The 18773-nt window shown below is 55.3% G+C and carries 19 protein-coding genes; 11 read left to right on the top strand and 8 right to left on the bottom strand.

Annotation, left to right across the window (positions count from 1 at the left end; genetic code table 11):
* Positions 1 to 21 precede the first annotated feature (21 nt).
* The gene (locus tag ACT3RQ_RS09335; protein WP_444621791.1) at positions 22 to 456 is read left to right on the top strand and encodes an acyl-CoA thioesterase; all 435 of its coding nucleotides are present in this window, start codon (positions 22 to 24) and stop codon (positions 454 to 456) included.
* Between the two features lie 164 nt (positions 457 to 620).
* Entirely contained in the window at positions 621 to 1739 is a 1119-nt protein-coding gene (gene ald, locus ACT3RQ_RS09330; RefSeq protein WP_444621792.1) for an alanine dehydrogenase, read from the top strand.
* A gap of 67 nt (positions 1740 to 1806) precedes the next feature.
* Here the strand turns inward: ald and ACT3RQ_RS09325 are convergent, their stop codons facing one another.
* Positions 1807 to 2055, bottom strand: a complete 249-nt coding sequence (locus ACT3RQ_RS09325) for a SlyX family protein (protein WP_193055199.1) — start codon at positions 2053 to 2055, stop codon at positions 1807 to 1809.
* Positions 2056 to 2165: 110 nt separating this feature from the next.
* Between ACT3RQ_RS09325 and ACT3RQ_RS09320 the strand changes: the two genes are divergently transcribed.
* Positions 2166 to 2720: a cold-shock protein gene (locus ACT3RQ_RS09320; protein WP_216658099.1), complete on the top strand. Its 555-nt coding sequence runs from the start codon at positions 2166 to 2168 to the stop codon at positions 2718 to 2720.
* A gap of 132 nt (positions 2721 to 2852) precedes the next feature.
* On the opposite strand, the gene ACT3RQ_RS09315 is transcribed toward ACT3RQ_RS09320, so the two are convergent.
* The 7 genes from ACT3RQ_RS09315 to map all read right to left on the bottom strand — a co-directional run bounded on the left by ACT3RQ_RS09315 (position 2853) and on the right by map (position 10715).
* Entirely contained in the window at positions 2853 to 3242 is a 390-nt protein-coding gene (locus tag ACT3RQ_RS09315; RefSeq protein WP_444621793.1) for a hypothetical protein, read from the bottom strand.
* Positions 3239 to 4411 carry a succinyl-diaminopimelate desuccinylase gene (gene dapE, locus ACT3RQ_RS09310; RefSeq protein ID WP_444639741.1) on the bottom strand — a complete coding sequence of 391 codons (1173 nt, stop codon included), beginning with the start codon at positions 4409 to 4411 and terminating at the stop codon, positions 3239 to 3241. The genes ACT3RQ_RS09315 and dapE overlap by 4 nt, the downstream gene beginning before the upstream one ends.
* Positions 4398 to 5423: a 2,3,4,5-tetrahydropyridine-2,6-dicarboxylate N-succinyltransferase gene (gene dapD / locus ACT3RQ_RS09305; protein WP_172118502.1), complete on the bottom strand. Its 1026-nt coding sequence runs from the start codon at positions 5421 to 5423 to the stop codon at positions 4398 to 4400. The genes dapE and dapD overlap by 14 nt, the downstream gene beginning before the upstream one ends.
* A 109-nt stretch (positions 5424 to 5532) precedes the next feature.
* Positions 5533 to 5880, bottom strand: a complete 348-nt coding sequence (locus tag ACT3RQ_RS09300) for a Spx/MgsR family RNA polymerase-binding regulatory protein (protein WP_193055201.1) — start codon at positions 5878 to 5880, stop codon at positions 5533 to 5535.
* 39 nt (positions 5881 to 5919) lie between these two features.
* Positions 5920 to 7116, bottom strand: coding sequence for a succinyldiaminopimelate transaminase (dapC, locus tag ACT3RQ_RS09295; protein ID WP_444621795.1), 1197 nt, complete (start codon positions 7114 to 7116; stop codon positions 5920 to 5922).
* A 132-nt stretch (positions 7117 to 7248) separates the two neighbouring features.
* Complete coding sequence (locus tag ACT3RQ_RS09290; protein ID WP_444621796.1) at positions 7249 to 9924, bottom strand: [protein-PII] uridylyltransferase; 2676 nt, start codon at positions 9922 to 9924, stop codon at positions 7249 to 7251.
* Positions 9924 to 10715, bottom strand: coding sequence for a type I methionyl aminopeptidase (gene map, locus ACT3RQ_RS09285; protein WP_172118499.1), 792 nt, complete (start codon positions 10713 to 10715; stop codon positions 9924 to 9926). Before map ends, ACT3RQ_RS09290 begins: the two co-directional genes overlap by 1 nt.
* 369 nt (positions 10716 to 11084) lie before the next feature.
* On the opposite strand from map, the gene rpsB reads away from it, so the two are divergent.
* From rpsB to rseP, 8 genes are all read left to right on the top strand, one after another.
* Positions 11085 to 11834, top strand: coding sequence for a 30S ribosomal protein S2 (gene rpsB / locus ACT3RQ_RS09280; protein WP_193055204.1), 750 nt, complete (start codon positions 11085 to 11087; stop codon positions 11832 to 11834).
* A 217-nt stretch (positions 11835 to 12051) separates the two neighbouring features.
* Positions 12052 to 12921 (top strand): translation elongation factor Ts, encoded by an 870-nt coding sequence (tsf, locus tag ACT3RQ_RS09275; RefSeq protein WP_193055205.1) that lies wholly within the window; start codon positions 12052 to 12054, stop codon positions 12919 to 12921.
* Positions 12922 to 13042: 121 nt separating this feature from the next.
* Positions 13043 to 13816: a UMP kinase gene (pyrH, locus tag ACT3RQ_RS09270; RefSeq protein ID WP_172118496.1), complete on the top strand. Its 774-nt coding sequence runs from the start codon at positions 13043 to 13045 to the stop codon at positions 13814 to 13816.
* Positions 13817 to 13820: 4 nt separating this feature from the next.
* Positions 13821 to 14378, top strand: a complete 558-nt coding sequence (frr, locus tag ACT3RQ_RS09265) for a ribosome recycling factor (RefSeq protein ID WP_444621797.1) — start codon at positions 13821 to 13823, stop codon at positions 14376 to 14378.
* A gap of 86 nt (positions 14379 to 14464) precedes the next feature.
* Entirely contained in the window at positions 14465 to 15256 is a 792-nt protein-coding gene (gene uppS, locus ACT3RQ_RS09260) for a polyprenyl diphosphate synthase (RefSeq protein ID WP_441677861.1), read from the top strand.
* Positions 15249 to 16070 carry a phosphatidate cytidylyltransferase gene (locus ACT3RQ_RS09255; RefSeq protein WP_444621798.1) on the top strand — a complete coding sequence of 274 codons (822 nt, stop codon included), beginning with the start codon at positions 15249 to 15251 and terminating at the stop codon, positions 16068 to 16070. The genes uppS and ACT3RQ_RS09255 overlap by 8 nt, the downstream gene beginning before the upstream one ends.
* A complete protein-coding gene (ispC, locus tag ACT3RQ_RS09250) occupies positions 16067 to 17263 on the top strand; it encodes a 1-deoxy-D-xylulose-5-phosphate reductoisomerase (protein WP_172118493.1) in 1197 nt (398 codons plus the stop codon). The genes ACT3RQ_RS09255 and ispC overlap by 4 nt, the downstream gene beginning before the upstream one ends.
* A gap of 78 nt (positions 17264 to 17341) precedes the next feature.
* Complete coding sequence (gene rseP, locus ACT3RQ_RS09245; RefSeq protein WP_444639742.1) at positions 17342 to 18700, top strand: RIP metalloprotease RseP; 1359 nt, start codon at positions 17342 to 17344, stop codon at positions 18698 to 18700.
* Positions 18701 to 18773 lie beyond the last annotated feature (73 nt).

The raw sequence follows: 18773 nt of genomic DNA, 5'->3' as shown, positions 1-18773 counted from the left end.
AGTGGCACAAGGAGCAGAGCAATGGAGTGGGCGTTACCCGATCCCTTTGTGATCGATATTCATGTTAGCGAAGCGGCGATAGATGATTATCAGCACGTGAATAACAGCGAATACCTGCGCTGGGTTGAGCAGGTTAGCTGGGCCCACTCCGAAGCCTTGGGGCTTTCCATCGAGCGCTACCGCGAGCTGGACCGCGCCCTGGCCATACATCGCCATGAGCTGGACTATCTTGCTCCTGCCTTTGCGGGTGATGAGCTTCAATTAGCGACGTGGGTCGTCGCCTGTGATGGGCGCTTTAGCCTTACCCGGCGTTTCGAGCTTAAGCGGGTGCGAGATGCCAAAATACTCTTCCAGGCGCGCACCCGGTTTGCGTGTATTGCGCTTTCAAGCGGGCGCCCCAAGCGCCTGCCAGAGGAGTATCAGAGAGTCTACGGCGGGGCCTTAATAACAGAGTGACGTTAAGTTTTCGGTATAAAACCCTCAAACGCTGGATTTTTACTCCTGTAAAACGCCTTAACCGGCGTTTTTTTGTTTTGTGCTTAAGGAAGTGGTGGGTCGCTTGAGCTGTGCTGTAATGCTAAGACCGTTGTTTAATCTTACGCACAAAAAGAGAGATCGCTATGCAGATTGCCGTCCCCAAAGAGATCAAAAACCATGAATATCGTGTCGCCCTAACACCCACCGGCGTGCGTGAGCTTGCCCAGCGTGGCCACACCGTTAGTGTGCAGGCAGGCGCAGGAGAGGGCGCTGGTTTTAGCGATAGCGACTATGAGGCTGCGGGTGCGCAGATCGAAAGTGATGTCGACGCCTTGTGGAAGAATGCTGAGCTGATTCTTAAAGTAAAAGAGCCACAGGTGGAAGAGGTTGCGCGCCTCACTTCCCGGCATACGCTGTTTACCTATCTGCATCTTGCAGCGGAAGAAGCCCTGACGCGGGGCTTGATGGAGAGCGGGGCTACCTGTATCGCTTATGAAACGATTACAGATGCCAATGGTGGGCTGCCGCTGCTTGCGCCAATGAGTACTGTGGCTGGGCGTATGGCCGTTCAAGCAGGGGCGCATGGCCTGGAAAAAGCCCAAGGGGGCGCTGGCGTTCTGTTGCCGGGCGTGCCGGGGGTTGCACCGGCAACCGTCACCGTAATAGGCGGCGGCGTCGTAGGTGAAAACGCCGCGAGAATGGCGCTGGGGCTGGGCGCGGATGTCACTATTCTGGATAACTCACTGGCGCGGCTAGACGTTCTGGATAGCCGCTACCAGGGGCGCATCAAAACGGTTTATTCCACCGCCGATGCGCTGGATAACGCTGTGCGCGAGTCTGATATGATTATTGGCGCCGTGTTAATCCCGGGCGCGGCGGCGCCCAAGTTGATTACCCACGCTATGCTGAGCGATATGAAGCCAGGCAGCGTGCTGGTGGATGTAGCGATTGATCAGGGTGGCTGCTTTGAAACCAGTAAGCCCACCACTCACGCCGAGCCTACGTATATCGTGGAGGGCATTGTTCATTACTGTGTAGCCAATATGCCGGGCGGCGTATCACGCACGTCAACCCTTGGACTCACCAATGCCACGCTGCCCTTCGTGCTGGCGCTGGCCGATAAAGGCTGGCAGCAGGCGCTACACGACGATCCTCACTTTCTGCCAGGGCTTAATGTGCATGCAGGGCAGGTGACCTACCAGGCCGTTGCCGATGCCTTTGGTTTGGCGTGTATCGCCCCAGCAAGCGCGGCATCACGATAAGTACGAATGACCGATCAGGTGCGCTAACCCGCAGGGCGCGACAGTGGGTTTTTAATGTTTGTCATCGTTAGTAATGAGGCGGCACCTCATCTTCAGGGCGGCTTTCCCCCTGATGGTCGCCTGCCTGGAACGCTTGATGCTGTTCACGCAGGCGTTCACGCATTAATGCGCTAAGCTGTTCTAGCTTGGCAAGCCGCTTTTCCTGTTGGGCAACTGCTTGGTCAAGCGTGTCCAGCCAGTGCTCCTGGTAAGCCAGGCGGCTTTCGAGATTTTCGAAAAGTTGATTTAGCTCAGCAGGAGAAAAGTCTTGTGTCATGGTAACATGGCAACCTTGTGTAATATGTCCGGTACTGTTAGGAATGGGCCTGATGGTTCGGGTATTGTCTTTCGTTCGTTACCCATACAACAAGAGAGCTTTTATCATCTATGAATCCAAAAGTTGTGTTTCGCTGTTTCTTAATCAGTGTATTACTAGCCGCCCCCACGCCGCTTTTGCTGGCGGGGATTGTTCATTTAACCAACGCGCCTCTGGCCGATTTATGGCAGGCAGAGTTAGCCATTAGCGGTATCAGTGGTGTTTACATTGCCGTTGCCTTGGGCAGCTTCATCGTTTTATTTATAGGTACGTTAGCGTCGGCTGCTCTGGCTCCTCCGCTAGTCGTTAAACCGAAAGTAGAAAGCTCAGGCGACACGCGTGTTAAAGCTGCGCCGCGTCAGCCCCAGCCTGCCGACGAACGGGACGATGAAGAGGAAGACGTCATCGACCCCAACGACGGTCGGGAAGAGGGTGAAGTAAAGTGGTTTAACACCAATAAAGGCTATGGCTTTATTACTCGTGATAATGGCGAAGATGTGTTTGTTCACTTTCGTGCTATTCGGGGTCGCGGCCCGCGTATGCTGGCAGAAGGCCAAATTGTGCGTTACCACGTCATCAAGAATGACCGTGGTTTACAGGCCGATGATGTGAGCATTATTGAGTAGCATGTCCACAAGCGTAGTACCAATGTGAACATAATCGACCCCGCCCCGGCGGGGTCGATTGCATTTCAAGAACAGTCTTCAAAAATAGTCTTAAAAAAAAACCGCCTTTATGCCGTCTTCTTTCAGGCAGCGTTAGCGGCCTGAGTCGGGCCACTCAATAGCGCCTTCTTTTCCACCGGGTAGCACCTGCCAGAAGCGGTCAGGATCATCGCCTGGATGCCAGCCGCCAAGCGAGCAGCGCACTTCCGTTTGCAGCGCCTCTGCGGCGTGTTGCGCGCACTCCTGGTCGGTCATCCAAGGCGTATGGCTACTGTCAAACCATAAGCTTGCAAAGCGGTCAGCTGCTTTTTCGACCAGTAGTATGGGCACCTCTTTCCCCTGGTGTTGACCATGGGTTTTCCACTTGCCTTTGCCGGCAGGGCTTAATGGCGGTGCAGCAAGCGCACAGGCAAGCCATGCGTTAAGCGCTTCCAGTGAAATGCTGGCGACATACACTTCAATGTCCGGGTAGCGCTCCATCATACGTTGACCTCATCAAGCGTGAGTAGGGCCTGAAGCGTTGCCTCATAGATGCGGCTCAAATCATCCAGGTCGCTAGCGCGTACGCGCTCATTCACTTTGTGGATAGTGTCGTTAAGCGGGCCAAGTTCCACCACTTGAGCACCCAAGGTGGCAATAAAACGCCCGTCAGAAGTACCGCCGCTGGTGGATAGCGCGGGGCGCTTGCCGGTCACGGCTTCAACACCGCGTACGGCCGCGTTAACAAGCTCGCCTTCTGCGGTTAGGAACGGCTCGCCGTTCAGCGTCCAGTCCAGCTGATACGCTAGGCCGTACTGGTCAAGAATCGCCTCGGTACGCGCCTTAAGCTGCTCATGCGTCACTTCTGTCGAGAAGCGGAAGTTGAATACTGCTTCTACTTCGCCGGGGATGACGTTAGTCGCCCCAGTGCCCGCTCGCAGGTTGGAAATCTGAAAGCTGGTGGCCGGGAAAAAATCATTGCCCTCATCCCAGTGCTCATTGATGAGCGCATCCAGCGCGGGCATCGCCTGGTGAATGGGATTACGCGCCAGGTGCGGGTAGGCCACATGCCCCTGTATCCCCTGAATACGTAAAACGCCGCCCAGCGAGCCGCGGCGACCATTCTTGATCACGTCGCCAAGGTGTTCGGTAGAGGAGGGTTCGCCGACGATACAGTAATCAAGCCGCTCATTGCGTTCGCGCAACTGCTCGACCATGGCGCGAGTGCCATCCACTGCAGGGCCTTCCTCATCGGAGGTGATTAAAAACGCAATACGCCCATCGTGGTCGGGGTAGCGAGCCACGAAACGCTCCACAGCGGTTAGCATAGCGGCCAGACTGCCCTTCATATCGGCGGCGCCACGGGCACAAAGCATGCCGTGATCGTCAATACAGGGAGCAAACGGCGGGAATTCCCAGCCATTTGGTGGCCCGCTGGGCACGACATCGGTATGACCCGCAAGGGCAATGACTGGGCCGTGGTGGCCCCGCACTGCCCAGAAGTTCTGTACATCGCCAAACGGCATGCGCTCAATATGAAAACCGAGCGCCGTTAAGCGCTCGATCATTACGTCCTGGCAGCCTTCATCATCCGGCGTCACTGACGGGCGGCTGAGCAGCTCAAAGGCAAGCTGTAGCGTGGGCGACAGCGTGTCAGGCTCAGTTATGGGCATGCAGCGCCTCATTTAGCGCGATGGCGCTTTTATTGGTCAGGCACTCGACGCGGCCATTTTTAGAGTTGCGGCGTAGCAGCAGGTCGTTTTGGCCCGCTAGTTCACGCGCCGCCAGGGTTTTCACTTCGTTGCCCTGGTCGTCCAGCAAGGCCACTTTGGTGCCTGCGGTGATATACAAGCCGGACTCCACCGTGCAGCGGTCGCCCAGCGGAATGCCGATACCGGCATTGGCGCCGATCAAGCAGCCTTCGCCGACCTTGATAACAATATTGCCACCGCCTGACAGCGTGCCCATGGTGGAGCAACCACCGCCCAGGTCAGACCCTTTGCCGACCATCACGCCGGCTGAAATACGGCCTTCAATCATGCCGGGGCCTTCGGTGCCTGCATTGAAGTTAACAAAACCTTCATGCATTACCGTGGTGCCTTCACCCAAATGAGCGCCCAGGCGTACCCGCGCCGTGTCGGCAATGCGTACACCGGCCGGCACAACGTAATCGGTCATTTTGGGGAATTTATCGACACAGTCGACGGACAGCGCACGGCCGGCGAGGCGGGCTTTCAGGCGACGCGCTGGTAGCTCTTCGATATCGATGGCGCCTTCATTGGTCCAGGCAATATTGCGCAGCAGGCCAAACATGCCGGTCAGGTCAAGACCATGCGGCTTGACCAGGCGATGCGATAGCAGGTGCAGCTTAAGATAGACCTCTGGCGCCGTTTGCGGAGCCTGATCCGTTTCCAGGAACATGGCCACTAATGGGCGCTGGCTGGTGGCCAGCGCCTCAGCAAGCTCAGCCTGTTCAGGGTGCCCGGCTGCCTCAAGCGCTTTGGCTAAGCGGGTGCAGTCTTCTGGCAAAAAGCTAACGGCGACATTGCCCTGCGGCGCATCAAGCGCTTGTTTGGCCGCATTTATCAGGCTTTCCTGCGGGCTGAAGAGCGGTGCCGGGTAGTAAATTTCCAGCCAATCGCCTTGAGTGTTTTGCGTGCCAATTCCAAGCGCAAAGCTCAGCATAAAAGTTCATCCTGTTGTTGATAACGTTGTTAACCGGGTCATTAGCTAACGTAAAAGCGGCGGAATAACAAAGTGTTGATTCAAAAATAAGCAAAATAGTGGCGTTGGATCAGCCACTGATTTTATCGTAATCGCCGTCGCGATAGCCTATTTTTAAGGCGTCACTGCCGGTGTCCAGCAGTGGTCGTTTAAGCAGTGTTGGGTGTTGGAGCAACAGCTGGCGCGCAGAGTTGGCATCCAGGCTGTCTTTGTCTTCCTGGGGAAGGTCGCGCCATGTCTTGCTGCGCTTATTGACGACTTCCAACAGCGGTGCCCGCTCTAAAAGATGCTCAAGCAGGCTCGCCGAAAGACCATCTTTACGCAAATCATGGGTTTTAAAAGGCACGCCGTTCGCTTCCAGCGCTTTGCGCGCCTTACGACACGTATCACAGGTATCAATGACATAGAGTGTAAACATGGTATCTCCTTTCGAGCTGTTGGTGCCGTAAAAGGTGAATTAACCGCGCTCAATAAGCTGGCGGATACGCTGCGCTGCTTCCAGGGTGGGGGCAAGCTCCGCCACCAGGGCTAGGCGCAGCCGCCCTGTGCCTGGGTTAATGCCCTGAGCATCAGGGCGGCCCATCAAGCTGCCGGGCAGCACGCTCACGTGTTGCTCGGTGTAAAGCCGCTGGGTGAAGCCGATATCATCCCCCCCTGGTACCGCGGGCCACAGGTAAAAGCTTGCCTCTGGCGTTGGGAAGTCCATCACCGGGGCCAGTACCTCCACCACGGCGCTGAATTTTTCACGGTACGCATCGCGATTGGCGCGTACGTGCGCTTCATCCTGCCAGGCTGCTATTGAAGCATGTTGAACCGGCAGCGACATGGCGCAGCCATGATAGGTACGGTAGCGCTTGAACGGTGTAAGAATGTCCGCATCGCCTGCCACAAAGCCTGAGCGCAAGCCCGGCAGATTGGAGCGCTTGGAGAGCGAGTGAAAGACGACGCAGCGCCGGTAATCGTTACGACCCAGCTCAGCACAAGCCTGTAATAGCCCCGGCGGGGGCGCGTTTTCATCCAGGTAAAGCTCGGAATAGCACTCATCAGAAGCAATGATGAAATCGTGCTCGTCGGCCAGCGCAATCAGCTGTTTAAACTCATCCATTGACGTAACCGCGCCGGTCGGGTTGCCTGGTGAGCAGATAAATACGATTTGCACATCACGCCAGGTATCGGGGCTGACACTGGCAAAATCTGGCCGAAAGCCGTTCTCGGCCGTGCCGTTTAAATACACCGGTTGACCGCCAGCCAACAGCGTCGCACCTTCATAAATCTGGTAAAACGGGTTGGGCACTATCACCCTGGCTGGCCGAGTACGATCCAGTGCGGCCTGTACAAACGCAAAAATGGCTTCACGCGTGCCATTAACCGGCAGTACCTGGCGCTCGGCATCAAGGCCCGCAAGCTTAAAGCGCTTGGTCGCCCACTCAGCGAGTGCTTCACGCAAGCTTGGCAGGCCGTTGGTGGCCGGATAACGCGCCATATCAAGCTGATGCTTTACCAGCGCATCAAGCGCTGCAGGGTAGGGCGCGTGCTGCGGCTCGCCGATGGTTAAGGGAATATGCGCCAAATGGGCAGGCGGCGTAAGGTCAGCTTTGAGGCCGGCCAGTTTCTCAAACGGATAAGGGTGTAGGGCGGTGAGATCAGAATTCATGGCGTATCCGTTGAGAGCGTTCTATTGAGAGCATGCCCTGCAGGCGTATTAAACGGCAGGCTAAGCGCCGATTATAAGCAAGCCTCGGGGTTGGGCTCAAATTTAACCACGGGGCGCGGCGTCTTTACGTGTTTACACGCCCAGCACCTCAATTAATCGCTCGCGCAGCTCTTGCTGGCGTATTGGGTCGGTTAAGGGTTCGCCTGCTTTCGTGGTGATAAAGAAAACGTCCTCAACACGCTCGCCCAGCGTGGCGATTTTGGCCGCCGAGAGGGCGATGCCCTGCTCCATAAAAATACGCCCTACGCGGGCCAGCAGCCCTGGTCGGTCAGGGGCCGTTAGCTCAAGGAGTGTGCGCTCGTTAGCCGGGTCCTGCTCAATCAGCACTTCGGTGGGTACCTTGAAGTGCTTTAACTGGCGCGGCGTATGACGGGTCACAATTTCTGGGTAGTCGTCTGGGTCATCCAGCTCTTCGATTAAGTGCTGACGCATCTCTTCGATACGCGCCGTGTCGCGAATCGGTTGACCGTGGCTATCCAGCACAATAAAGGTGTTTAGCGTCCAGTCATTGCGCGAGGTAGCAATGCGGGCATCATGAATGGAGAGCCCGAGCTGCTCCATGGCGGCGGCGGTGGCGGCAAACAGGTCATCCACCGAGCGTGTGTGGATAAACACTTTAGTGCCGCCCTCTGCCATATCAAGCGTCGGTGCGCTGATTAATACCAGCGGCAAGGGGGAGGCGTTATGCGCCAGGATGCCTTGGGTTTGCCAGGCAATCTCGCTGGGCGCGTACTGGAGGAAATAGTCTTCCCCAAGCGGTTCCCACAATGCATCAATCTGCGCGCGCCCAAGCCCCATGTTCTGGAGTAGCGAGCGTGCTTCAGAGCGTGTTTCCCGTACCCAGTCATCACGGTCCGGTGGGTTTTTTAGCCCGCGGCGTAAGGCGCGCTTGGTTTCAGCATATAGCTGGCGCAAAAGCGATGCCCGCCAGCCGTTCCAAAGCGTGGGGTTGGTGGCGTTAATATCGGCCACGGTGAGCACATACAGGTAATCCAGACGCATTTCGTTACGCACGATCAGTGCAAAGTCGCGGATCACGTCAGGGTCGCTAATGTCGCGCTTCTGAGCGGTCATCGACATGAGTAAATGGTGCTCGACCAGCCAACTGGCAAGCTTTGTATCGTGGGTTGAAATATGGTGGTGCTGGCAAAAATGCGTAACGTCTTTGGCGCCGATTTCCGAATGGTCGCCCCCGCGACCCTTGCCGATATCGTGAAACAGGCCCGCTATCCACAAAATGTCCAGCCTGGGAAGCTGGTGGATGAGCGCAGCCGCCACGGGGAAGTCGTCTTTGGCATCGGGTTTGCGAAAGCCGTGTAAAAACTTCAGCAGGCGCAGCGTATGCGCATCCACGGTGTAGATATGGAACAGATCATGCTGCATCAATCCTACGGCTCGGCCAAATTCGGGCAGGTACTTGCCCAGTATGCCGTAGCGGTTCATGCGCCGTAGCTGGCGCGGTACGTTGCCGGGGGCGCGCAGTATTTCCATAAACAGCCGCTGATGGTGAGGATCATCGCGGTAGTGATCATCAATCTGATGGCGGTGGTCGCGAATCAAGCGAATGGTGTCCGCCCGTACGCCTTCAATTTCCGGGTGCCTGGCCATGAGCAGGAAAAGCTCCAGCATGGCTTCAGGCTGCTCGCGAAACAGCGTGCGCGAGCGTGCTTGAATATAGCCGCCCTTGGTTTCAAAGCGCTCGTTGAGCTGGATGGTTTCCAGCGCCTCTTTGCCGCGCAAAATCACTTCGTCGAAGTGCTGAAGCAGCATGTCGTTAAGCCCGGCCAGTGCCGTTACGTGGCGATAGTAGCGCTTCATGAACTGCTCAACGGCTAACCGCTCGGGCGTATCTTTAAAGCCAAACAGCTCAGCAATCGTGCGTTGATGATCAAACAGCAGGCGGTCTTCGGCGCGGCCGGTCAACATATGCAGCGCATAACGCACCTGCCACAAAAATGCCTGGCCCTGGCTTAAGATACGCAATTCGGCATCGTTCATAAAACCGTTGGCGACAATGTCGGTGTACTGTTCCGTACCGAAGTGGCGCTTAGCGACCCAGCCAATCATCTGAATATCGCGTAGGCCGCCAGGTGAGCTCTTCAGATTCGGCTCAAGGTGGTATTCGGAATTGTTGTAACGGTAGTGGCGAGCAATCTGCTCTTGCCATTTGGCTTCAAAGAATCGGTCGGCCGGCCAAATGTGCTCGGCGCTTAAGCGCTCGCGCATTTTTTCGCGCAGTGATGCAGGGCCTGCAATCAGGCGGGACTCAAGCAGGTTGGTGATGACGGTGACATCCGCCTTGGCTTCACGCTCGCAGTCGTTTAATGAGCGTACGCTGTGACCGATTTCCAGACCGATATCCCATAAAAAAGTGATAAAGGCAGTGAGCGGTTCGCGGTAAGCGGTGTCGTCGTCATCTTCAAGCAGCAGCAGAAGGTCGATATCCGAATGGGGGTGTAGCTCCCCTCGGCCATAGCCGCCAACAGCAATCAGTGCGACGCCGTCATCTGGCCAGGCGTGCTGCGCCCAGGCAATGGCGAGCAGTTGATCCAAGTACCAAGCCCGCCCCCGCACCAGGTCGCGTATATCGGCGCCCGCACGAAACCGGTCATCCAGCTTGGCCTGGAGCTCACGAAGCGCCGTTTTAAACGGCGCTATGGGTGAGCGCGAGCCGGATAGCTCTGTACGAAAAGCCTCAAGGTCGTAAAGCGACGTATCCGGCTCGAACCGGTGGTGGTGGAGGAGCATTAGTTATCTAAAAAACTAAAGTCTTCATCGCTACGCGCGGTCAGTACTTCAACCCCGGTCTCGGTGACCAGCAAGGTGTGCTCCCATTGCGCTGAAAGGCTCTTGTCCTTGGTAACGGCGGTCCAGCCATCGCGCAAGACTTTGGTTTTGTAGCCACCCACGTTGATCATGGGTTCGATGGTAAAGCACATGCCAGCCTCTAAAGCGATATCAGCGTCTGGTGCGTAACCATCGTAATGCAGGAACTGGGGGTCTTCATGAAAGCCTGCCCCAATACCGTGGCCGCAGAAATCGCGAACGACCGAGTAGCCATGGCCTTCGGCGTGCTTTTGAATTACTCGCGCAAGCTCTGAAAGGCGTACGCCTGGCTTTACCAGCGCGATGCTTTTATACAAGCACTCCTGGGTAATCCGGCACAAGCGCTCGCCCTGTATGGTTTCGCCGATGATAAACATGGCACTGGAGTCACCGTGATAGCCGTCAGGGGTTTTAACGGTAATGTCCAGGTTCAGGATGTCACCTTTCTTGAGCTTTTTATTAAAATCCGGAAAGCCATGACAGACCACATGGTTGAGCGAGATGCACGTGGCGTGGGTATAACCGTGATAGTTGAGCGGAGCGGGAACCGAGCCCAATTCGTTAACAATATAGTCGTGACAACGCTTATCAATATCGCCGGTGCTTACGCCTTCTTGTATGTAAGGAGCAATCATTTCCAGCACGCTGGCGGCTTGGCGCCCGGCTTCGCGCATTTTCTCGATTTCTGAAGGTGTCTTGATAGGAACGTTCATGAATTCTCGATATGGGTTCAGGCTGAGGTAGTAAGTAACAGCATTAAATGACAGCGTTAAAGCGACAGTATTAAGTGACAAATAAACATCGTAACACGGGCTGTGACTTCATCTTGGTAATGATCTATGGTATAAAGCCGCGCGCTTTCCTGCAATCGCTCGCTCGCTTCTTTGTGGTGAGTCGGCGATCATGGCAAGGCGAACAACCCGCAGCGGGTTCACTTTGAAGACGCTGCTTAAATAGCAAGCCTTGAAAACACACATGCACCGACACATGGTCCCGGGTGCCGCTGATAACGTTTTATACGTGGTCAATGGTCGGATCCATGGGGTGCGTGGAGGCCTAACCCGAGTTTCAGGAGTTTTACCATGTCTCACGTTAATATGCGTGACCTGCTCAAAGCAGGCGCTCACTTCGGTCACCAGACTAAGTACTGGAATCCGAAGATGAACAAATTCATCTTCGGCGCACGCAACAAGATTCACATCATCAACCTTGAGCACACTCTTCCGGCGCTGAACGAAGCCGTTGATGTGGTTGAGAAGATGTCGGCATCCAACAACAAAATTTTGTTTGTTGGCACCAAGCGTAGCGCTAGCAAGATCATCAAAGAAGAAGCGAATCGCGTTAGTCAGCCGTTCGTCAACCATCGCTGGTTGGGCGGTATGCTGACTAACTTCAAGACTATTCGTCAGTCTATCAAGCGTCTGCGCGAACTTGAAACCATGCGCGAAGACGGCACGTTCGACAAGCTGACCAAGAAAGAAGTCCTGATGGCAACGCGTGAGCAAGATAAGCTTGAGCGTTCTATCGGTGGTATCAAGAACATGGGCGGCCTGCCGGACGCACTGTTCGTTATCGACGTTGACCACGAGCGCATCGCGATCAACGAAGCCAACAAGCTGGGTATTCCGGTTATTGGCGTGGTTGATACCAACTCTAACCCTGATGGCGTTGATTACGTTATCCCGGGTAACGATGACTCCATTCGCGCTATTCAGATCTACGTGAAAGCGATTGCTGACGCGTGTGGTCGTGCGAAAGAAGGTCGTCCGGACGAGTTCGTTGAAGTGACCGAAGAAGCGGCTTCAGCCGACACTGACGCTGCTGCTGAGTAAGATAGTAGCGGTTGCGGCGGATAGTTAAGCCGCATCGTGTTGAAGAGGGGGCCTATGCCCCCTTTTTCCCGCTTTGGATGAACATCCGGGTGGGCCGATTACGCCGGACACCAAGCACCGGCAAGCGACCTTCAAAGTGATATATGATAGTCATTTATCGTGGCTATACTCTGTAGGGCGTTTAACTCTCATAGAACCATTTCCGAGGTGAATTCTCATGGCAGCTATCAGCGCCTCTCAGGTCAAGGAACTGCGCGAACGTACTGGTCTCGGCATGATGGAGTGTAAAAAAGCACTCACCGAAACCGACGGTGATATTGAAGTCGCGATCGAAAACCTGCGTAAAAATTCAGGCTTAAAAGCCGCGAAGAAAGCCGATCGTGTTGCTGCAGAGGGTGTTGTTGTTACCCGTGTAGCAGAAGACGGTAGCTACGGCGTAATGGTTGAAATCAACTCCGAGACTGACTTTGTTGCGCGTGATGACAATTTCATTGCGTTCGCTGACAAAATCGCCGCCGCTTTCTTTGCCGCGAAAAGCGAAGATGTTGCTGCCGTTATGGCGGGCGACCTTGAAGCTGCCCGCGAGCAGCTGGTTCAGAAAATCGGTGAGAACATCGGCGTACGTCGCGCGGTAGTTGTCAACGCCGTTGACGGCGGCTTGGTCGGTGCCTACGTTCACGGTGGCCGCATTGGCGTTCTGACCGTACTTAATGGCGGTACTGCAGAAGCAGCGAAAGACGTTGCTATGCACGTGGCAGCTATTAACCCAGCCGTTGCTCACCCGGCCGATATGCCGCAAGAGCAGCTGGATCAAGAGAAAGCCATCATCCTGGGTCAGCCGGACATGGCAGGCAAGCCTGAGCAGATTGCTGAGAAAATGGTTCAAGGCCGCCTGAAGAAGTACCTGGCAGAGAACAGCCTGACCGAGCAGCCGTTTGTTAAAGATCCGAACCAATCCGTTGCTGAGTTTGTTAAATCAGCCGGTGGCGAAGTGGTTAGCTTCACGCGCTTTGAAGTGGGTGAAGGTATCGAGAAAGAAGAAGTCGACTTCGCTAAAGAAGTTATGGAACAGGCTGGCCGTCGTTAAGGTCAGACGTTCTAGTCAGAAGATGGCGTGCGCGTAAGCGCACGCCTTCGTGTATCCGGCCCCTGCTAAATAGGGGGTTGCTTCGCCCACCTGTGTCCAAGTCTGCTTCAGGAGAGATGCCATGTCACGAGATGTTCAAGAGCCTACCCCGCTTGTTGTGCCCCATAAGCTTGAAAAGTCGAAGTCAAAATACAAGCGTATTTTGCTGAAACTTTCAGGCGAGGCGCTAATGGGAGAGCACGATTTTGGTATTGACCCTAAAGTGTTAGACCGTATGGCGCTGGAAATCGGCCAGCTGGTGGGTATCGGTGTGCAGGTCGGGATCGTGATTGGAGGCGGCAACCTGTTTCGGGGTGCGGCGCTCAGCGAAGCCGGAATGGATCGGGTCACAGGCGACCACATGGGAATGCTGGCAACGGTCATGAATGCGTTGGCCATGCGCGATGCACTGGAGCGTTCAAATATTCGTTCGCGGGTAATGTCGGCGATTCCCATGAGTGGTGTGGTAGAGCATTATGACCGCCGCACTGCCATCCGTTATTTAACGTCAGGAGACGTGGTACTGTTTTCGGCAGGAACCGGTAATCCATTTTTCACAACCGACTCGGCCGCTTGTTTACGCGGTATTGAAGTGGACGTGGATGTGGTCATTAAAGCGACCAAAGTGGACGGGGTGTATAACAAGGACCCCCTAAAACATGCTGATGCCGTAAAATATGATCAGCTCTCTTACGATGACGCTCTGGACCAAAAGCTAGGCGTTATGGATTTGACCGCTATCTGCCTGGTACGTGACCATGATATGCCGGTGCGGGTATTTGATATGAATAAGCCTGGCGCCCTGCTGAACCTGGTAGTAGGGGGCAAGGAAGGCACGCTAATAGATAGAGGGTAAGAACGTGATTAATGATATTAAGAAAGACGCTGAATCTCGCATGAAAAAAAGCGTTGAAGCGCTGAACAGCAACTTCAACAAAATCCGTACCGGGCGTGCACACCCCAGTATTCTGGATGCTGTTACCGTCGATTATTACGGCAGCCAGGTGCCGCTTAGCCAGGTGGCATCGGTTAACGTTGAAGATGCGCGTACGCTTGCGGTCGCTCCTTGGGAGCAGGGCATGGTGCCGAAAATCGAAAAGGCTATCATGACCTCTGACCTGGGCTTGAACCCTTCAAGCGCGGGTAATGTGATCCGTGTACCGATGCCCATGTTGACTGAAGAGACGCGTAAGGGCTATATCAAACAGGCACGTAGCGAAGCTGAAAATGCTCGCGTGGCTGTGCGTAACGTGCGTCGCGATGCCAACGGTGATTTCAAATCCTTGCTAAAGGACAAAGAGATTACCGAAGACGATCAGCGTCAGGGTGAAGATGAAATCCAAAAGCTGACCGACAAATATATTGCCGAAATCGATAAAGCGCTTGCCGCGAAAGAGCAGGACTTGATGCAGGTATAAGCACCTGCCTTTTATTTAGCTGCGGGTAGCCAGGCTGCCCGCTAGGCCTATGGCTTTACTATGACTGAGCTTTTGTGCGAGACCTCATGACGTCACCGCAGTTTCCTCAAGAACCGCCGGACGACGCAAGCACGCCACCCAAGTGCCTGGGTGAAGCACTGCCGTCGCATGTCGCGATCATAATGGACGGCAATAATCGCTGGGCAAAGGCCCGCGGCCTCTCTGGCGTACGTGGTCATCGTGCAGGCGTCGAAGCCGTCAGAGCGGTCATTCAGCGCGCAGCCGAGCGCCAGGTAAATACGCTGAGCCTGTTTGCCTTTTCAAGCGAGAACTGGAAACGTCCAGCGGCTGAAGTGAATGCGTTGATGGAGCTCTTTTTGATGGCGCTCAAGCGCGAAGTTAAAAAGCTTAATGAGCGCAATATTCGGCTAACGATTATTGGTGAGCGGCGTGGCTTCTCTCACGCCATTCAGAAGTATATACAGCGTGCAGAAGCGCTGACCGCGGATAATACCGGCATGCACCTGGTGATCGCTGCCAATTACGGCGGGCAGTGGGACATCGCACGTGCAGCGCGACATTTGGCTGAGCAGGTATCCGCCGGTGAGTTACAGCCTGGCGATATCGATGAAGCCTGCTTTGACAGGGCAATGGAAGCAGACCATGTGCCTCCTGTTGACCTGTGTATCCGAACAAGTGGCGAACAGCGATTGTCGAATTTTATGCTGTGGCAGTTAGCGTATGCTGAACTGCATTTCTCGCCCTTACTCTGGCCCGATTTCGGTGCCGATGCGCTGGACAGCGCGCTGTACGACTTTTGTCAGCGGCGTCGACGTTTTGGCATGACCGACGAACAAATAGAGGCGCAAGGTGCTTAGACAGCGGATTATAACCGTAGCCTGGCTGGCGCCCTTGGTGCTGGTGGGTTTGTTTGGATTGCAAGGTGGCGCGTTTGCGCTTTTTACCGCTTTGATGGTGTTGCTTGGGGCCTGGGAGTGGACGAACCTGGCAGGCGTTATCCGGCAGCGTCAGCGTGTTCAGTTGGTCGCCGGGCTTGCGGTGGTGATGCTACTGATGTGGCTCACCGGTGCCGCGTTTGCAGTATGGCCTTTATGGTGCGCCGCCCTTGGCTGGCTGGCTAATCTTTACTGGGTGACCCATTATCCGGAGAAAGGGCAGCAGTGGCAGTCAACACCGCGCCGCTTGGCGATGGGGCTATGGGTGCTGCTGCCCTGCTGGGTCGGCTTTAATATTCTGCGCGATAGCGGCGGCGTATGGCTGTTATTTGTATTACTGCTGGTGTGGGCGGCGGATATCGGCGCCTATTTTGCCGGGCGTCGTTTTGGTAAGCGCAAGCTCGCCCCAAGGGTTAGTCCCGGAAAGTCCTGGGAAGGCGTTATTGGCGGGTTGGTTGCCACCACGCTACTGGCGCTTGTCTTCGCCTTTTGGCAGTCGTTAACCCCGGGTGTAGCTGTTGGCTTGGTGGTAGTCACCGTTATTGTCACGCTTATTTCAGTGCTGGGTGATCTGCTGGAAAGCATGCTCAAACGCTACCGAGACATCAAGGACTCAAGCCAGCTGCTACCGGGCCATGGCGGCGTGCTGGACCGGATTGATAGCTTGACGGCGGCGATTCCGCTCTTTGCGCTGCTCTATTTGCCCGTTCTTCAAGGGCAGGTGCCTGTCTTATGAGTCAATCGTCCTGCCAGTGGATTACCGTGTTGGGCTCAACCGGTTCTATCGGGGTGAGCACCCTGGATGTCATCGCCCGTCATCCCGAGCGTTATCGGGTGTATGCGTTGACGGCACATACCTCCAGGGAAGTGCTTCTGGAACAGTGCCTGGCCCATCATCCCCGTATCGCGGTACTCGATCATAGTGACGATGCGCAATGGCTTCGCCAAGCGCTTGATGACGCTGACCAACCGACCGTCGTGCTGGCGGGTCGTGAAGCACTCTGCCAGGTTGCCCGTGAGGCGTGTGTCGATGCCGTTATGGCCGCCATCGTTGGGGCAGCGGGGCTGCTGCCTGCGCTGGCCGCTGCAGAAGCGGGCAAGCGTGTACTACTTGCTAATAAAGAAGCGCTGGTGATGAGCGGCGCGCTGTTCATGCAGGCGGTTGAGCGCTCTGGCGCCACGCTGTTGCCTATCGATTCTGAGCATAATGCTATCTATCAGTGCCTGCCGGTAAAACATCGCGGCGGGCTTGAGCGTCACGGCGTTCGACAGCTGCTACTAACAGCGTCTGGCGGGCCTTTTCGCACCTGGAGTGCGGACAAGGTTGCCAATGCGACGCCCGACCAGGCCTGCGCCCATCCTAACTGGTCGATGGGGCGCAAGATTTCGGTTGATAGCGCCACCATGATGAACAAAGGCCTTGAATTAATTGAAGCGTGCTGGCTGTTTGATGCAACGCCCGAGCAAATTCAGGTGGTAGTGCATCCGCAGAGTGTGATTCACTCCATGGCAGCTTACATTGATGGCTCTGTCATCGCCCAGCTGGGCAACCCGGATATGCGTATACCCATTGCCTATGGACTGGCATGGCCCGAGCGTATTGAGGCCGGTGTAGAAGCCCTGGATCTGTTCCAGATCGCGCAGCTGGATTTTGAAGCACCGGATGAAGCGCGCTTTCCCTGCCTACGCTTGGCCCGTGAAGCCATACAGAAGGGCGGTGCCGCGCCGGCGATTCTCAATGCCGCCAATGAAGTCGCTGTTGAGGCGTTCCTGGCGGAAAGGCTCAGCTTTGGTGAAATAGCCAACGTGGTTGAAGAGGTTGTATCGCAGCCCTATGCAGGCAGCGCCGATACGATTGAAAATATCTTGGCTGCAGACCACTGGGCGCGTCAGCAGGCAGCGCAAAGGGTCATGTTACAAGCAGGCTAGACACTGCCGTACCGAATATTGAGAAGCAAGTAGGTCACTTAAGCATCGGCTGATGTGCAGGGTGCCAGGGAGTTTATTGTGGGCCTGTTACAAAACATTTTAGCGATCATCGTCGTGCTGGGTTTGTTGATCACCTTTCACGAGTTTGGCCACTTTTGGGTGGCGCGCCGCTGTGGCGTCAAGGTGTTACGTTTTTCGGTGGGTTTTGGCAAACCGCTCTGGTCCACCGTCGACCGCCAGGGGACGGAGTACGCGATAGCGGCCATTCCGCTGGGCGGCTATGTCAAAATGTTGGACGAGCGTGAAGCGCCGGTACCGGAAGATCAGCTTGACCAGGCCTTTAATCGCAAAACGGTATGGCAGCGTATCGCCATTGTTGCCGCTGGGCCTTTGGCAAACTTCCTGTTGGCTATTGTTGCCTACTGGGCGCTCTTTGTATCCGGGACGACCGTGGTCGCTCCCATGGTGGGAGATGTGCTGCCTGATTCACCGGCAGCTGAAGCAGGCCTTGCCCACGGCGATGAAATTATCGCTATTCAAAATGATGCCGTACGCTCCTGGGAGGAGGTCAACCTAAAGCTTATCTCGATGATTGGTTTTAGTGGCTCGCTAACCATCAATGTGTTGCCTGAGGGCAGTAGCAGTGAACGAGCTTACGCGCTGGAGGTCGATAACTACTTGGCCCGCCAGGACCCGCCCCAGCCACTGCAATCCTTGGGTATGACGCCTTGGCAGCCAGAATTCCCAGCAGTATTAGGCCTGGTGGTCGATGGCGAAGCTGCCGCCAACGCGGGGTTGCAAGCAGGCGATCATATTATTGCGATTGACGGCACGCCGGTGGAAGATTGGATGCAGTTTGTCACGATGATCCGCCGTAGTGCGGGTGAAACGCTTAGCGTAGCCTATGAGCGAAATGGCGAGCAGGGCACACTAACACTAACGCCGGGTAGCAATCTGCTGGAGAGTGGCGGTGAGGTTGGGTACATTGGTGCAGGCGTTGAGTCGGTAACGTGGCCTGAGTCGCTACAGCGCGAAATTCGTTATGGGCCTATCGAAGCGGTTGGACAAGCGCTATCGCGTACCGGTGATATGATTTTATTAACCGTTGATGCGATTCGTAAAATGTTGGTAGGTTTGATTTCACCTTCCAACCTTTCCGGTCCTATTACGATTGCGCAAATTTCGGGTGATTCGGCCCGTGCCGGAATGGAAGCCTTTGTAGGCTTTTTAGCCTATTTGTCCATCAGCCTTGGCGTGCTTAATTTATTGCCTATTCCGGTGCTCGATGGTGGACACTTGCTTTACTATTTTTTGGAAATCGTACGTGGGCGGCCGGTCTCTGAACAAACCCAAGCCATTGGATTACGCATTGGGCTTGCCATGGTTGGCGGTCTGATGGTGATGGCTCTGTATTTTGATCTGATGCGCCTTTGGTAATGACGCGTGTAGCGCGCAGGATGCCTTGTCATCTGCCTGCACAAATGTATATGGTGCTTATCTAACGTGATAG

This window comes from Halomonas sp. AOP43-D1-4, from assembly GCF_052446175.1.
Classification (GTDB): domain Bacteria; phylum Pseudomonadota; class Gammaproteobacteria; order Pseudomonadales; family Halomonadaceae; genus Vreelandella; species Vreelandella citrativorans.
This window is presented reverse-complemented; position numbering and strand designations above follow the sequence as displayed.

Bases quoted from the DNA above. Each gene is read 5' to 3' on its own strand.
- ACT3RQ_RS09335 (WP_444621791.1), top strand. From the start codon at position 22: ATGGAGTGGGCGTTACCCGATCCCTTTGTGATCGATATTCATGTTAGC.
- ald (WP_444621792.1), top strand. From the start codon at position 621: ATGCAGATTGCCGTCCCCAAAGAGATCAAAAACCATGAATATCGTGTC.
- ACT3RQ_RS09325 (WP_193055199.1), bottom strand. From the start codon at position 2,055: ATGACACAAGACTTTTCTCCTGCTGAGCTAAATCAACTTTTCGAAAAT.
- ACT3RQ_RS09320 (WP_216658099.1), top strand. From the start codon at position 2,166: ATGAATCCAAAAGTTGTGTTTCGCTGTTTCTTAATCAGTGTATTACTA.
- ACT3RQ_RS09315 (WP_444621793.1), bottom strand. From the start codon at position 3,242: ATGATGGAGCGCTACCCGGACATTGAAGTGTATGTCGCCAGCATTTCA.
- dapE (WP_444639741.1), bottom strand. From the start codon at position 4,411: ATGCCCATAACTGAGCCTGACACGCTGTCGCCCACGCTACAGCTTGCC.
- dapD (WP_172118502.1), bottom strand. From the start codon at position 5,423: ATGCTGAGCTTTGCGCTTGGAATTGGCACGCAAAACACTCAAGGCGAT.
- ACT3RQ_RS09300 (WP_193055201.1), bottom strand. From the start codon at position 5,880: ATGTTTACACTCTATGTCATTGATACCTGTGATACGTGTCGTAAGGCG.
- dapC (WP_444621795.1), bottom strand. From the start codon at position 7,116: ATGAATTCTGATCTCACCGCCCTACACCCTTATCCGTTTGAGAAACTG.
- ACT3RQ_RS09290 (WP_444621796.1), bottom strand. From the start codon at position 9,924: ATGCTCCTCCACCACCACCGGTTCGAGCCGGATACGTCGCTTTACGAC.
- map (WP_172118499.1), bottom strand. From the start codon at position 10,715: ATGAACGTTCCTATCAAGACACCTTCAGAAATCGAGAAAATGCGCGAA.
- rpsB (WP_193055204.1), top strand. From the start codon at position 11,085: ATGTCTCACGTTAATATGCGTGACCTGCTCAAAGCAGGCGCTCACTTC.
- tsf (WP_193055205.1), top strand. From the start codon at position 12,052: ATGGCAGCTATCAGCGCCTCTCAGGTCAAGGAACTGCGCGAACGTACT.
- pyrH (WP_172118496.1), top strand. From the start codon at position 13,043: ATGTCACGAGATGTTCAAGAGCCTACCCCGCTTGTTGTGCCCCATAAG.
- uppS (WP_441677861.1), top strand. From the start codon at position 14,465: ATGACGTCACCGCAGTTTCCTCAAGAACCGCCGGACGACGCAAGCACG.
- ispC (WP_172118493.1), top strand. From the start codon at position 16,067: ATGAGTCAATCGTCCTGCCAGTGGATTACCGTGTTGGGCTCAACCGGT.